Source organism: Paenibacillus sp. VTT E-133291 (assembly GCF_002264395.1).
Classification (GTDB): Bacteria; Bacillota; Bacilli; order Paenibacillales; family Paenibacillaceae; genus Paenibacillus_AQ; species Paenibacillus_AQ nitricinens.
The window spans coordinates 1-15,331 of record NZ_NFVA01000124.1; the positions used below are offsets into that span (position 1 = coordinate 1).

14 protein-coding genes are annotated in these 15,331 nt (G+C 46.4%); 2 read left to right on the top strand and 12 right to left on the bottom strand.

Annotated features, from left to right (window positions below; all coding sequences use genetic code 11):
- Positions 1-189: 189 nt before the first annotated feature.
- The 6 genes from CA598_RS28870 to CA598_RS28895 form a co-directional block, all read right to left on the bottom strand.
- Positions 190-1,182, bottom strand: a complete 993-nt coding sequence (locus CA598_RS28870; RefSeq protein WP_094874368.1) for an inorganic phosphate transporter — start codon at positions 1,180-1,182, stop codon at positions 190-192.
- A 13-nt stretch (positions 1,183-1,195) separates the two neighbouring features.
- Positions 1,196-1,813, bottom strand: a complete 618-nt coding sequence (locus tag CA598_RS28875) for a DUF47 domain-containing protein (protein ID WP_042184774.1) — start codon at positions 1,811-1,813, stop codon at positions 1,196-1,198.
- A 202-nt stretch (positions 1,814-2,015) separates the two neighbouring features.
- On the bottom strand, positions 2,016-3,113 hold the full coding sequence (locus CA598_RS28880) for a DUF3048 domain-containing protein (protein WP_094878707.1): 1,098 nt from the start codon (positions 3,111-3,113) through the stop codon (positions 2,016-2,018).
- 244 nt (positions 3,114-3,357) lie between these two features.
- Complete coding sequence (locus tag CA598_RS28885; protein ID WP_094878708.1) at positions 3,358-4,134, bottom strand: DODA-type extradiol aromatic ring-opening family dioxygenase; 777 nt, start codon at positions 4,132-4,134, stop codon at positions 3,358-3,360.
- Between the two features lie 85 nt (positions 4,135-4,219).
- Positions 4,220-5,050 carry an alpha/beta hydrolase family protein gene (locus CA598_RS28890; RefSeq protein ID WP_042124053.1) on the bottom strand — a complete coding sequence of 277 codons (831 nt, stop codon included), beginning with the start codon at positions 5,048-5,050 and terminating at the stop codon, positions 4,220-4,222.
- A gap of 238 nt (positions 5,051-5,288) precedes the next feature.
- Positions 5,289-5,492, bottom strand: a complete 204-nt coding sequence (locus CA598_RS28895) for a hypothetical protein (protein WP_094874365.1) — start codon at positions 5,490-5,492, stop codon at positions 5,289-5,291.
- Between the two features lie 183 nt (positions 5,493-5,675).
- On the opposite strand from CA598_RS28895, the gene CA598_RS28900 reads away from it, so the two are divergent.
- Both CA598_RS28900 and CA598_RS28905 read left to right on the top strand, forming a co-directional pair.
- Entirely contained in the window at positions 5,676-6,338 is a 663-nt protein-coding gene (locus tag CA598_RS28900) for a DUF1129 family protein (RefSeq protein ID WP_094874364.1), read from the top strand.
- A 47-nt stretch (positions 6,339-6,385) separates the two neighbouring features.
- Entirely contained in the window at positions 6,386-7,327 is a 942-nt protein-coding gene (locus CA598_RS28905) for a hypothetical protein (protein ID WP_094878709.1), read from the top strand.
- 86 nt (positions 7,328-7,413) lie between these two features.
- Here the strand turns inward: CA598_RS28905 and ilvA are convergent, their stop codons facing one another.
- From ilvA to purM, 6 genes are all read right to left on the bottom strand, one after another.
- Positions 7,414-8,676: a threonine ammonia-lyase IlvA gene (gene ilvA / locus CA598_RS28910; RefSeq protein ID WP_094874362.1), complete on the bottom strand. Its 1,263-nt coding sequence runs from the start codon at positions 8,674-8,676 to the stop codon at positions 7,414-7,416.
- A gap of 194 nt (positions 8,677-8,870) precedes the next feature.
- Positions 8,871-10,166, bottom strand: coding sequence for an SEC-C metal-binding domain-containing protein (locus tag CA598_RS28915; RefSeq protein WP_094874361.1), 1,296 nt, complete (start codon positions 10,164-10,166; stop codon positions 8,871-8,873).
- Between the two features lie 288 nt (positions 10,167-10,454).
- A complete protein-coding gene (purD, locus tag CA598_RS28920) occupies positions 10,455-11,720 on the bottom strand; it encodes a phosphoribosylamine--glycine ligase (protein ID WP_094878710.1) in 1,266 nt (421 codons plus the stop codon).
- Positions 11,721-11,743: 23 nt separating this feature from the next.
- Positions 11,744-13,291, bottom strand: a complete 1,548-nt coding sequence (gene purH, locus CA598_RS28925; RefSeq protein ID WP_094874359.1) for a bifunctional phosphoribosylaminoimidazolecarboxamide formyltransferase/IMP cyclohydrolase — start codon at positions 13,289-13,291, stop codon at positions 11,744-11,746.
- 170 nt (positions 13,292-13,461) lie between these two features.
- Complete coding sequence (gene purN, locus CA598_RS28930) at positions 13,462-14,079, bottom strand: phosphoribosylglycinamide formyltransferase (protein ID WP_094878711.1); 618 nt, start codon at positions 14,077-14,079, stop codon at positions 13,462-13,464.
- Positions 14,079-15,119, bottom strand: a complete 1,041-nt coding sequence (gene purM / locus CA598_RS28935) for a phosphoribosylformylglycinamidine cyclo-ligase (protein ID WP_094878712.1) — start codon at positions 15,117-15,119, stop codon at positions 14,079-14,081. Before purM ends, purN begins: the two co-directional genes overlap by 1 nt.
- Between the last annotated feature and the right edge of the window lie 212 nt (positions 15,120-15,331).

A 15,331-nucleotide genomic window follows, 5' to 3' on the forward strand; every position in this document is an offset into this window, starting at 1 on the left:
CTGTCTCTGTCTCTGTCTCTGTCTCTGTCTGTCTGTGTCAGTCTGTCCAGCCATCCTTTCATCCATCCCCCCATCAGTCCCCCCCACTGGGGGAGGATCGAATCATGCGTGGTCGAACTTCCCTCACCCATACAACAAAAAAAGATGTCCGCAGCCAAAGGCTAACTGACATCTTTTTATTAAAGGGATTTAAAAAATGATTTTGAAAATCAGACCAGCTAATACCGCACTGATTGGAATCGTAATAAACCAAGTGACTACAATACGTCCAGCCACTCCCCATTTCACGGCAGAGAACCGTTTGGCGGAGCCAACACCCAAGATCGCGGAAGTGATCGCATGTGTCGAGCTGACTGGCAAATGCAGCAGTGTTGCTGAGAAAATAACGGAAGCCGCGGAAATATCAGCCGCGAAGCCGTTGATCGGCTCGATTTTGAAAATCTTCGTACCCATGGTTTTGATAATCTTCCAGCCACCAATGGAGGTACCGAGTGCCATTGCCGTAGCCGCAGCAATCTTAACCCATAGAGGGATTACATCCATAGACTCTTGGCGTCCTGATGTAACTAGGGCAAAGGTAATGATCCCCATCGCCTTCTGCGCATCATTCGTACCATGAGTAAACGACTGTAATGCTGCCGTCACAACCTGCATGGAACGGAAGCCCTTGTTGACCGTATGTGGACTACGCTTTGCAAAAATCCATTTCAGGACAGTCATAATGATATAACCGATAACAAATGCAATAATTGGCGAGAAGATCAAGCCCTCGACAATTTCCACAAACCCGCCCCAGTTAATATGCGACGATCCTGCACCCACATATACTGCACCAGCCAACGCGCCGATCAGTGCATGAGAGGAGGAGGACGGAATTCCGAGCCACCAGGTAATCAAATTCCAAATAATCGCAGCAATCAGCGTGGCTATGATGATATCCAGACCATTTTCCAGCAACGTGGGGTCTGTGATGCTTCCGCCAATTTTCTTGGCTACACCTGTAAACATCAAAGCTCCGACAAAATTCATCACTGCCGCCATAATAATAGCAGTTCGCGGTTTTAAAGCACGTGTAGAGACAGAGGTAGCAATTGCGTTGGCTGTATCATGGAATCCATTAATAAAGTCAAACGCAAGCGCGAGAAATATAACAATTCCAAGAATCCATATCGATGTTTCCATATTCTAGTACCCCTTATGAGTTGCGCATGATGATCGATTCCAACATGTTGGCTACATCTTCACATTTATCTGTAGTGGTCTCGAGTCGCTCATATAATTCCTTGCGCTTAATCAGCTCAATCGGGTCCTTAACGGTTTCAAATAGAGCTTTGGTACAAATACGAAGGACTTCGTCCCCTTGATTCTCAAGGTCATTCAGACGGATCGTATATTCACGAATGGCAAGCAGCTTCTTCTGTGAGAGCAAATGAACCGCTTTTTGGATTTCATAAGCACACTGACGAAGGATTTCGGCGAATTGTACAATGTATTCATCCGGGTCAAGAAGGTTGTACATATAGAAACGTGAGGCAGATGCCTCCAAGCCATCAATGACATCATCCATGCTTGTAATCAAGTCCATAATGTCGTCACGCTCAAGTGGCGTAATGAACGTCTTGTTCAATTCCTTAATTACGGTGTGCGTGTAAGTATCACATTGGGATTCGTACTTCTTCATCTCTGCAGCGAAACTATCGACATTATTCTGGAGATCAGTGATATTCTGAGCAAAATAATCTGCAGCTTGGACAATGGTATCCGCCATATTTTCCAGCGTCTCAAAGAATATGTCCTTTTTTCTCAACTTCATTGTTTTAAACCCCTTTACATAATATTACCGTGAGTACAGAGTCACCCATATGTAAAAAGCATGAAAATGAATGACAACCCTTGTTATCTTAACATATCCGTAGAAGGTATAGAAGCTATAGAAATGAACTTTTTTACACTCAATTAACACTTACCCATAATTCCGAACACAAATCTGTATATCACTGGATATTCCGGCTTTCTTAGGTTGCACTATCTAATCCGCCGTATACCACATGACTGCTAAATGAAGGGGCATTAGGGACGACCAAAATATGGGTGATTCCTGGATACATCAGCTCTTCTTTACCATCCTTCACAAACCGGATCACATCACCTGGCTCACGCGACCATCTGCCCTTCGTGACCTGTCCCCGCTGAAAAAGCAGTGCTTCTCCGCCAAGCTCCACGTCCACCTGAAGTCTCCCAACATCATCAAGTACCTTATGATCGGATCCCATCACCAGCACATTTGCAGCTTCTACCGGCTTATTGTTGTTCAGATCCATATGCGGTTTGCCATTCACGTAACGCTGATAGGTCTGGAGCTGAGTATCGTATTTATAGTCAATTTTATAGCTTTTAAGTAAGAAGTTTACACTAAACTCAGCGGCCTGTTCTCCGCCTGGCGGTATGTAGTCTGGATTGTTAAAAAGATACCCTGGCACCTTCACACTTTTCTCATAACCCAGCTTCTCGGCACCTTCCCGCAGCTTCGCTGCATTGCTGTAGAGATTATGAGGGGCTTTACGTGCTTTGTCCCGCCAGAAATAGGCTCCGGCACGACCAATCTCGTCCATGTCTGCTTTTTTCTCTTTTTGCAAAATGGCATACGCCGCGGGGCTCCCCCCGGCATGCACGGTCACACCACCGTAGCTCTCACCTATATCTAGCAGATAAGGGCGAATACTGCGGATCGGTCCGATTTTGACCACTCCAGTATGACTTTGAAAAATACCAATCAGCCGCGTAATGCCCCCTTCAGCAAGGACCTCATATAAAATATCCGCTTCACTCACCCCCGACTGTGGCCGGGCAGCTGGAGCATTATTAATCATAACGGCCAAGGGACGTGGGAGACTGTCTTCAGAAACCGGAAGACCTGTTAAACCGGAAATCAGTTCAGCAGATGGATCTGGAGTTGCCGATGGTTGAATCGTTTCAATAGGAGCGGGATCAGAGGTAGGCTGCTGAGTCGGGGTAATTACATTATTTGCACTCTCTGTTCCGCAAGCGGAGAGCAATAGGGTACTCAGTACAATGGCAGATAACAGACGGGAAGAAGAGCAATTTACTTTCATAAGCTTGTAGTTCCTCCTAAAACGTTTTATGTATCTTAATTGGTTTCTTCCATTTAATCACAGCCCGTCCCATTTGTCTTGATCCGCTTGCATCAAGTATGAACGACTTCAGCGTCCTTATTAGGATGATACACGTTTAAGCGAGAAATATAAGGATAATGCATAGCGTGAAACTTTTACTTTCTTATATTTTAAAAAAGGGCACAGCCGATCTCCGGCTGCACCCTGCGTGTATCTTATCCATTTAGTCTAGCTTCCAGCAATTGAGGCTTAATGTCCCATATTGATACGCTTGAAATATACGCTCTGCCTTCCTGTTACCGTCCGCTGTTCCCATCGCATAAAAGAGAGGTGCGAAATGCTCTCTACCGTAAGATGGGACCGCATCTCGAACATGCGGAGCTTTTTTCTCATAAGCAAACAGTGAAGGTAAATCCCAAGATTCTAATCCCTTGGCAATCCACGCATCGAATTCAAGCGCCCACTCTTCAGGCTGATCACTTTCATTAAGCATCCGTAAATTGTGAACAAGTCCACCGCTTCCTATCAGCAGTATGCCTTCATCACGCAGAGGAGCTAACATCCGGCCGATATTGTACTGTTCCTTGGGAGAACGCAGTGAATCGACGGATAAAGCGACTACCGGAATATCGGCTTTCGGAAACATTTTTTTCAGTATTACCCAGACTCCGTGATCGAGTCCTCGCCCCTGAACGGGCTGATGTGAAAGATTGTTACCCTTAAAGAGCTCGGAAATCCGCTTGGTTAGAGCAGGATCACCTGGGGCTGGATAGGTCAGCGTATACATTTCTTCAGGGAATCCGTAGAAGTCATGTTGAGTCTCGTGCTTCTCATCCATGGTGAGTAGCTGTTCTGGGCTATCCCAGTGCGCTGAGAATACTACTATACCCCGTGGTGCTTCTAGTTCTTGACCAAGCCGCTCCAGAAAACGGGTATACTCGTTATCCTCCAGTGCGAGGAGCGGAGAACCGTGCGCGATAAAAAATGACGGTAATTTCATAGGATGCCAACCTCCATAACCCAGTATATGGTGTGCATCTTTATTTTACCGCTAATTTCAAGTTATTGCGAGTAAAGTCCATCACCTATATCATCCAATTTTGCCATTCTGTCTGCACATGCTCCTGCTCGTTCATCCACTCTCTTGTCCGCTTAAGCAGTTGCTGCTGTGCCGGACCAGACGAAAAGGTATGATCACCTTGAAAAATGATCTCTTTATCGCATCGTCCCTCTGGACGCGTCCAGAATAATTTCTGATAAAGGAATGCATAATCCACGGGGATGACATCGTCAGACGTACCATGAATGACGAGCACATCACCGCTGAATTTACTAGCCTCTTGGAAAGGCTGGAAGGCCGCCAAAGAATTAAAATATACCGGTGTGAATGAGTAGCCCACGTAATCCGCTGATCCATTCTTCACCGATCGATCATACGCCTCCCGCCCTACAATCTTCACAATATCATTGAAGGGGTAACCTACGGAGGCCCACAGCACGAGATTCTTCACACGGCGATCACGAATACTTGTCAGAAGCGCAACCGCCCCACCCAAACTGTGGCCAATAAGCGTCACACGCTGTGGATCCACATCGGCAGAGCTAATTCCGTAATCGAGCACCGCTCTAGTCTGAGCAATCATCGACTCCATATCCTCCCCGCCGTAATTACCGCTGCTCTCTCCGCAGCCCGCATAATCAAATCGAATGACCATATACCCGTCTTGCGCCAGCTCACGCGCTGCTTTGACAAAGATCCGATCGACTCCAATCCGGTTACCCACAAATCCATGGCAGATTACAGCTAATGGCAATCTGTCCTTGCAACGTGTGGAAGTCCCCTTCTCTTTACTCGGATAATGGATGCTCGCTGTCAATTCTTCGCCGTTATGCCGGATTACAATATTCCGTTCCATTGCCGTAACCTCCTATATTTAATCATTATTTTAATTTATTAGAATTCCGATTAACTTAGTGTGAATTATATTCTTATTATAAAGAATTCGTTCATATTGTCAACAGGAACGGGACAGATCCTAGTAATTTGCAAGAGCAAATTCGGCGTATAAAGCGGAACGTCAAACAGCCAGTCTCCACAATAATGGAGACTGGCTGTTTTTTTTCAATCACAAGATGAGCTTCCAGGGTCGTCAATCAATCATAGCTGTTGTTAAACATCTCATGGGTTTCTTGACTGCCTTCCCAATCCTTACTCAGGCCCTCTGCTGCAGGTTCTTCCGTGGAATTCCACATGCTGAATCCATCGGATCCGCCCCAATCCCCCATTGAATGATTGGGCGTAGGCTCAGAACCGTTGCCCATGACTGTTCCCTGTTCCTTCTTGTTCTCATGTTCCATAAAGCTCCCAACCTTTCCCAAAGCTATATTGATCAAGCAACAACATTATCAGTGTTCACTCTTATAAAAGGATTATGCATAGGAAAATAGAAATGCTTGTCCTTGCGCAGACCTATCAGGCAAACGTATACTCTAGGTTAAAGACTATACCGATTAACACTACTGGAGGTTTACATCCCTATTATGAAAGTGAAAGATATGATTAAGGAAAATAACGCCCTGCGCGAGCAGATGACGCCTTTCAATCGATCCTATTTTGAAGATATGATCCTAACGATGCGGGCCAGTAGGGTAGAAGCTCTCCGCGCTGAAGAACTTTTACTGGATGCAGCCAAGCTGCTTCTGAAAGAACAAAAAAAAGGTAAAAACGCTAAACAGGTGTTTGGCGAGAATCCGGATGATTATTTTAAAGAGATCATAGACAGCGTTCCCACACGCCCAGCGCGCAGCAAATGGAACTATTACTTGATGATTCCCTGCGCGGCTCTAACCTGTTTGTTCGGGATCTTAGCTATAGGTGGACTTTTCTTGCAATGGACTAACGGTTCACCCGGGATGTTCGGACAGATTAGCCTCTTCACACTCTTCGCTGTGGGGGCAGGTTCCATTATCTTAATCGAACTTATTATGAAATGGTTAACCTCTTTGTCTGAAGGGGATGCACCTAAAGCCCAACCCTTTGATATCAAGGGCCTTGGCGTATATATCGGAATCGCCGTAGTTGCCGTATTCATTGGCTTGTACCTCGACCGGTTATTTCCGGTCATCACCTTATCCCCGTGGGTAAGCTTAATTGTTTCCCTGATCGGGGCCATTGGACTAAAATTTATATTTTTCAAAAAATAGTAGTCATGCTCCACCCGTACTTCATCCGATAGACAGGGGGATCTTTCATGAATAAGAAGCAATATATTTTCTATTCTGTTCTAGCAGTAACATTGGGATTAGGCGCTGTACCTATAGGAACGATTCAAGCTGAAGGCGCTGCCAGCCCTCCTGTGGGAGGCGCTAAAGCAAATCCTATGACAGCAAGCAATAATCATGCGGAGGCTATCTATAAAGCTGCATTGCCGCTGTTATCTTCCTCTAATAAGTTACCCGAAGCTATTAAATATTTGAACGCCAATATGTATGCGGTAGGTTCGTATCGTGCCACGATAATGACACTGAAGCTTGAGAATTTGCACAAGGCAGCGCTTCCGGCGTGGGAGAGCAAATTCAGTACCAGCAATGTCCAGCGGAAGCTCACCGCCATCTATAAGGCTGGCGCTAGCATGAAGACCCTTGCTGATGCCACAGAAGACCTCACTCTGCGCACACTGCTAAAGAGTGCCAGCGAAAATGGATATAAACTGGAGACCGCGGAAGGCACTTTTTTCCCGGTGATCGATTATGAGGCTTACCGCAAATATAAGCTTTATGTCACTGACGATATCAGCGCGTATCTATCCATTATGGCTACGGAATCTGATCTGCCCTCCTCCAAGGATAACGGGCTGGTCATTGGTTGGACCGATGTAGCTGCACGAGCACTGTCTCAAGAGCAATTTATTCAAAATCATCCGAAATCGAACCGAATTTCAGCTGTGAAATCCTTATATTCTATCTATGTTAACAATACGTTTTACGGCCAGAATAACACGCCCCTTTTCCATTATGACAATCTTGAAATGGACTTGGAGGCGCAGAAAGCCTACTCTAGCATTCTCACCAAGAATAAAGACAACAGCCCATTCCTGCAGAAACTAGATGGCTTCATGAAATTGATGAAAGACAAAGATTATAAATTAACAGATGAAGTCGAACAATACCGTAAGACTGAATTACCTCTCTAGTATGATATACAAAAGGCCCGTCCCCATTCATTCCGGGACGGGCCTTTCTATGTTCATTACCGAAATGATTAAAGTGATGAAAGAAATTAAATAAGGATGTTAAAGAGATTGGAATCCTTATTGATTTCTACATAATCTACACCCTTCTGCTGCATCCGTTCGATAAGTGGTTCATAAGCCTCAATGGACAATAGCTCTATGCCTACAAGCGCGGGACCATTCTCTTTATCATGCTTCTTGATGTACTCGAAACGGGTAATATCATCCTCTGGACCGAGGATTTCGTCCAAGAACTCACGCAGGGCACCTGCCCGTTGTGGAAAGTTCACCATGAAGTAGTGCTTTAAGCCTTCGTAAATCAGTGACCGCTCTTTGATCTCCTGCATACGGTCAATATCGTTGTTACCACCACTGATGATACATACGACCGTCTTCCCGCGGATTTGATCACGGTATTGATCTAGTGCTGCAATAGGTAAGGAACCTGCCGGCTCAACCACTATAGCATTCTCGTTATACAGCTCCAGAATGGTGGTACAAGCCTTGCCTTCAGGCACCATCACGATATCATCCAGATGCCGGGAACAAATATCATAAGTCAGTCCGCCAACGCGCTTTACAGCCGCTCCGTCCACGAACTTGTTAATTTCTTTTAGCGTTACCACTTCTCCAAGTTTGATCGCTTCAGTCATTGAAGCAGCACCAAGCGGTTCCACACCAATCAACTTAGTGGATGGACTCACCGTCTTCACATAAGTGGCTATTCCTGCTGCCAGACCGCCCCCACCAATCGTTACGAACATGAAATCTGCAGGATGGTCCAGATTCTCCATTACTTCCATAGCTATCGTTCCATTGCCTGCAATAATTCTCGGCTCATCAAACGGGTGGATCAACGTCATACTATGGTCTATACAAGCTTGCAGCGCTTCATCATAAGCATCATCGAAGGTATCGCCCTTCAGGATGACTTCAACGAACTCACCGCCGAATTTCCGAACTTGTTTGATCTTCTGGTTAGGTGTCGTGGTTGGCATATAGATCTTGCCCTTAATTCCAAGCGCCTTACAGGAATAGGCTACACCTTGCGCATGATTTCCTGCACTCGCACAGACAATGCCTTTGGCTCTATCTTCTGCTGACAAACTACGAATCATATTATAAGCTCCGCGAATTTTGAAGGAGCGCACAATTTGCAAATCCTCACGCTTCAAATACACATCGCAATCATACTTGGCCGATAGTACGGCGTCACGCTGTAGTGGAGTCCGGATGATGACCTCCCGCAGTACGTGATGAGCCCGTACGATATCTTCCATTCCTACGATTCGGTCTTCCTCTTCTCTCATAACCCTCTCGCCTCACTATCATCTATTCATTCTACTTCTTGTAAACATACTCTCCCAAAGACATTTTTTCAAGCATTGTCCGCTGTACACAATACAATTATTAATTCAAATCTCATACTTTTTTATATTAAAAAGAGACTACAGGAATCTCCTATAGTCTCTTAAGTTCATGTACGTCCAAGATCTGAATTCTACTAATCCTGTTGCTTCAGCATCCACTTCAATAGATCAGGTAGGCTTGTCCACAAACGTGAGTGTACAATCACATATTCGATAGCTTCATTAGCGTCGCCCATCCCCACAAAATCCGGAAGATTATGCGGCAATCTTTTGAGCCCTAACAAATAATCAGGCACATGCTTGTTCACATTCCGCGCTACGCGGTACAACATTTTCAGTTGGGACGTAATCCCATTCTTTTTATATTCTAAGACCATACGGTCGTAAGCTACTGTCGCCGCTGCATCATTACCAAACTTCTCCAGAACATTTTCTGTCTTCTTGAGCTTATTGGTGTAGAGATACGCAGCCGTAAGAAGGTAACGCGCACCAGTGTTATCTTCAGGATTCAATTCAAGAATATGCTCAAGTACTTTTTGTGCTTCTTCAGCATTTCCGCTAAACCAGCAGGAGTCAGCGTAGCTTTTACAGATTCGAATGTATGGACGCGTCTCGTGGAGGCCCCAGAAATGTCCTTTATTCTCTGCAAAAAAAGCTTCTCCCAGCTCACGCGCACCCGCTTCCATCCCTGCTTTCAGGAAAGCACGAGCATCTGCTTCATTCTCTGCTTCCTCAGCCAAAATGAGATAAGCATCCGGACTGTCCGGATAAACCTCTAATGCGGCTTCAGCTAACTGTATCCGGCGGTTGGATGAATTGGTTTGCATAGCCTTTTGTAATAGTGCTTGCTCCTGATCCTTCGGACTGCCTGAGATGTTCAGCAAAAGTAATTCTTCTTCCGCACCACCCATGCCGTATTCCTCAATGTAATTGAGCATCTCTTTAACTTTTCTAGAGATGGTAGGCGTAGTAACCTCATGTTTGGTAGCAAGATCCGCTTGTGTTAGGGAGAAGCCATATTCTTCAGACAAAATAAATTCGATCGCCGCGCAGAAAGAGCCCATTTTCTTCACAGCAGGTTTAGTCTTACGGGAATAACCATTCCACAGAACTAAAGCTTCCCAAATAAGCTCTCTATCATAGCTTTCTCTCATGCTCTCAATAAGGTGCAGCGCCAGTTGTTCATGTGCCGGATGCTCCCAATTCAGATCACGTGTTACTTTTTTTCTAAGCGTAGCAAGAGTAAGCTTCACTTCAGGTTGTGCAACGGGTTCCTGTTTCTCAGCCACAGTCTCGCTAGCTGCTGCTTCTTCCTTGTTTACAAGCTGCATGATGGACTCTACGGCAGAAGTTTCTTTACCAAGACAGCATTTCTTATATTTTTTCCCGCTTCCGCAAGGACACAAGTCATTTCTTCCAATCTTACTCAAAACGAATTCCTCCTTAAATCTGTGAGTAGCCATTCGCCATAAGCGTAATCGCTAGTATGCACTATAAGTATCATCATTTCCAGGCACGAGGCATCCTTTATAAGGTTACTGCACAAAGTCTGAAGGACTCCGATTTAAAAGGGCCTTCCCATGATCGGAAAGGCCCTTATCTGTATATATCCGCACATTTTCCCCCGTACGTGTAGTATTATAGCACTTCTTCTATCACTTGTCAGTCCTTTTTTAGGACTTAAAGCGCAAAAAAATGCTAGATACAGTTCTTTATCCTTATACCAATGCCTTCATAGCGATATCGGTACGATTTTGTTTCCCGGAAAAAGTGATTCCTTCTGCCCTAGCGTAAGCTACAGCACGAGCTTCAGCAATCGTAGCACCTAGGCCTACCACGCCTAGTACCCGACCACCATTCGTCACCCAGCTTCCGTCTTCACCACGCGCCGTACCAGCATGGAAGATTAGCCCTCCTTGGCTGTCTTCAAGACCTTCAATGGGTACACCCTTTGGATAAGGACCTGGATATCCTCCCGAAGCGAGAACTACGCATACAGCCGCTTCGTCGCTCCATTCAATGTCGATATCTGTAAGTCTGCCCTCTGTGACTGCCAGAAAGATTTCTAGCAAGTCACTCTTGAGTCTAGGCAACACGACTTGTGTCTCAGGATCACCGAAACGGGCATTAAATTCAATCGTCTTCGGTTTCCCCTCTGGAGAAATCATCAGTCCCGCAAACAGTACACCGCTGAAAGGACGACCTTCGTCCACCATGGCTTTTGCTGTCGGCTTAATGATAGTCTCAATCGCTTCTTGGATAATGGCCTCATCAATATGTGGTAAAGGCGAATAGGTACCCATTCCACCGGTATTAGGACCTTTATCTCCATCAAATACCGGCTTATGATCCTGAGCAGCAGCCATAGGACGTACCGTTTCTCCATCGACAAATGCCAAAATCGACATTTCCTGTCCAGCTAGAAATTCCTCAATAACAACCTGAGCGCCTGCTTCACCGAATACCTTAGTGACCATAATATCAGCGAGCGCTAGCTCAGCTTCTTCCCGAGAATAAGCTACTGTCACGCCTTTGCCTGCTGCCAGCCCATCTGCCTTGATTACGATCGGAAGCGGCTGTTCCCGCAAATAAGCTAGCGCAGCTTCATAGTCGTCGAATTTCTCATAGGCTGCTGTCGGAATATTATATTTATGCAGAAGATCCTTCATAAAGGTTTTACTGCCTTCGATCTCCGCCGCATTCTTGCGTGGGCCAAACACAGGAATATCCTGTGCTTCAAAAGCGTCCACAATCCCAGCAGCGAGCGGATCATCTGGCCCGATGACAACAAGACCTACTTCCTTCTCTTTCGCAAAAGCCGTCAGACGATCGAACTCAAAGACTCCGATCGGCACACATTCGGCTAACTGCGCAATCCCGGCGTTGCCGGGTGCGCAATAGATTTTACCTGCTTTGGGGCTTTGGGAAAGACTCCAGATTATCGCATGTTCCCGGCCGCCACCGCCAACCACTAAAATATCCATTAGAATATGATCCTCCCAGTGCTCTAGTGTTTGAAATGACGGACGCCTGTGAAGACCATAGCAATACCATACGCATTAGCGACCTTAATCGATTCTTCGTCTTTAATGGAGCCGCCAGGCTGAATCACAGCAGTGATTCCTGCCTTTGCTGCCATTTCAAGCGTATCGCCCATGGGGAAGAAAGCGTCGGAAGCGAGTACGGCTCCCTTAGATTTTTCACCAGCTTGTTCGATGGCAATTTTAGCTGCACCGACACGGTTCATTTGTCCTGCACCTACGCCAACAGTCATATCATCAGCAGCCAGTACAATCGCATTAGACTTCACATGCTTAACTACTTTCCATCCGAACAACAACTGCTTCAATTCTTCTTCGGTTGGTTTACGGTCCGTAACAACTTGTAGATCATCCGGGTTCACAGAGTGCACATCGCTCTCCTGTACAACCATTCCTCCATCGATGGAGGTAACTACGAAGCTGCTCTTACGCGCACTAGCCGTACTAAGATTACCGATTTTAAGCAAACGGAGATTCTTTTTCTTCGTAAGGATTTCCAGTGCTTCTTCCGTAAAGCCTGGTGCCAACACGATTTCGAGGAAAATATCTTTCAGCAGATTTGCTGTGTCTGCATCAATAATGCGGTTTGCTGCTACAATCCCACCAAAGATAGAAGTTGGATCCGCGTTATAAGCTTTTTGATAAGCTTCGTATACACTTTCACCCGCACCTACACCACAAGGGTTCATATGTTTAACCGCTACGACAGCAGGCTCTTCAAATTCTTTCACAATTTGCAGTGCTGCGTTTGCATCATTGATATTGTTGTAAGACAACTCTTTGCCGTGCAATTGCTCAGCCGCAGTGAGTGTATCCAGTGCCGCCAATGGCTTGCGATAGAAAGCCGCTTTTTGATGCGGGTTCTCACCATAACGCAGATCCTGAATTTTCTCATAAGTCACGGTGTAGCGCTCTGGTAGAGGCTCGCCAGTAACGTTAGCCAAATAATCGGAAATTAAGGCATCGTAAGCCGCCGTATGACGGAACACTTTTGCCGCAAGACGTTTGCGTGTTTCTAGCGTTGTATCTCCACCTGCGCGAACTTCTTCAAGCACTGTAGCGTAGTCATTAGCATCCACCACTACACTCACAAAAGCATGGTTCTTCGCCGCAGAACGCAGCATTGTAGGTCCGCCGATATCGATATTCTCGATGGCTTCCTCGTAGGATACGTCAGGTTTTGCGATCGTTTCCGCGAACGGATACAGATTCACAACAACCAGATCGATGTAATCCAGACCCAGCTCTTTCATTTGACGCGTGTGCTCCTCATTATCACGAACCGCAAGCAATCCGCTGTGTACAGCAGGGTGCAAGGTTTTGACACGTCCGTCCATGATTTCCGGGAATCCTGTCACATCGGAAATCCCGATGACTGGAACACCTTCTTTAGCCAAAAGCGTGCTTGTTCCACCTGTAGAGATAATTTCTACGCCTAATGCAGACAACTCGCGGCAAAAATCCACGATACCTTGTTTATCCGATACGCTGACTAGCGCTCTTTTGATACTCACTTTGAATAGTCCCCCTTCAGGTTGTACAAACTTATACTTTCTTATATTTTGAAGAAAACCCACAACGCGACACAGAACGCCGCTTATGCAATATTTCCCGAGAAATACCCTGAAACAGCTCGGTCTGTCACCAAATGTCGACCCAAAACTTCGAATGGCTGTGGAGCAGCTTACTTTTCGCGGATAATCGCCTTTCTTCCACTCAGTTCCACTTTCCCGCTGGCAATAGCGCCAACCACTTCGGGATACAGCTCATACTCAACCTTATGAATACGTTCTGCCAATGAATCCGCCGTGTCGTTATCCTGCAGGGCTACGCTGCGCTGAGCAATAACAGGCCCGGTATCCATACCTCCATCGACAAAATGCACAGTAACACCCGTCAGCTTCACGCCATAATCCAGCGCTTGTCCGATTGCATCTTTTCCTGCAAAAGCAGGCAGCAGCGATGGATGAATGTTAATAATTCGTCCAGCATACGGCGTTAAAAGCACTGGCGTAATAAGACGCATGTATCCTGCCAGCACAACCAGCCCGATTTCCCGCCGCTGAAGCTCTGCTACAATCTCTGCTTCGTAGAGTTCACGGCTGGCGAAGTCTTTTGGCCGCAGCAAGAGGGCGGGAATGCCCGCATCCTCCGCTCGCTTAGCTACAGGTGCCTCTGGCTTGTCAGATACAAGCAGCTCAATATTGCCCTCACCAAGCAAGCCTGCTCTCTGTGCATCGATCAGTGCAGCAAAATTACTGCCTTGCCCAGAAGCAAAAACAGCGATTCGACTTAATTGCATCACACTTCAGCTCCAGTAAAGGTTACTTTGCGTTCCCCTTCTGTCACTTTACCAATGATATAAGCCTCTTCTCCGCTCGCTTTGAGCAGTTCAAGGGCATGTTCTCCATCAGCAGCACTAACAACCAGAACAAGTCCAATTCCCATATTAAAAGTAGTAAACATATCACGGTTACTTACGTTTCCTTTGTTCTGCATCAATCCGAAGATCGGCAGAATCGGCCACGATCCGTAATTAATCTCCACATCTACACCGTCAGGCAATACGCGCGGGATGTTCTCGATGAATCCGCCACCCGTAATATGTGCCATCCCTTTCACCGGAAGCTGCTCCAAGAGCGCCAGCAAAGGCTTCACATAAATCTTAGTTGGTGCCAGAAGGACATCGACAAGCGGAGCTCCAAGCTCCGGAAGCACATCATTCAGGCCATAGCCATCTTCCTCAAGCAAAAGCTTACGCACCAGCGAGAAGCCGTTGCTGTGCACCCCACTGGAAGCCAAACCAATCACTGTATCTCCAGCAGCGATGTTAGCGCCTGTTACCAGCTTCGCTTTGTCAGCTACGCCAACTGTGAATCCAGCGATATCATATTCGCCCGCTGAATACATGCCTGGCATTTCAGCCGTTTCGCCGCCAATCAGCGCACAACCTGCTTGGTGACAGCCCTCTGCGATTCCTGCTACAATCGCTTCGATTTTCTCCGGCACGACTTTGTCGCAAGCCAGATAGTCGAGGAAAAATAACGGCTCCGCGCCTTGCACTACAATGTCGTTCACGCACATAGCTACAGCATCGATCCCAATCGTGTCATGGCGATCCGCCGCGAACGCGATTTTGAGCTTCGTGCCTACACCATCAGTTCCCGATACGAGCACTGGCTCTTCATATTTATCTTTATTGAGGCCAAACAACGCTCCGAACCCACCAAGATCCGTCATTACTTCTGGACGGTAAGTACGTTTTACGTGCTTTTTCATGCGTTCTACCGCTTCGTTACCAGCCGCAATATCCACTCCGGCGTTTTTATAAGCTTCCGACACTTGGGACACCTCATCTTATTTTAATTTAGAGCGCGTTTGCGGGGCATTCGGGATTTGTTTGGTGGTTATACGGGAGCTATTACAAGGAATGTTTGGACTTCCGATCGCTGTTATGTTTGGATTTCCTGATTTAAACCGCTATCTGCGGTAGAAATCCAAACATAAGCGTATGCTTACGAAGCGAGCTTTCCTACGGAAAGCTTTCGGGCGAA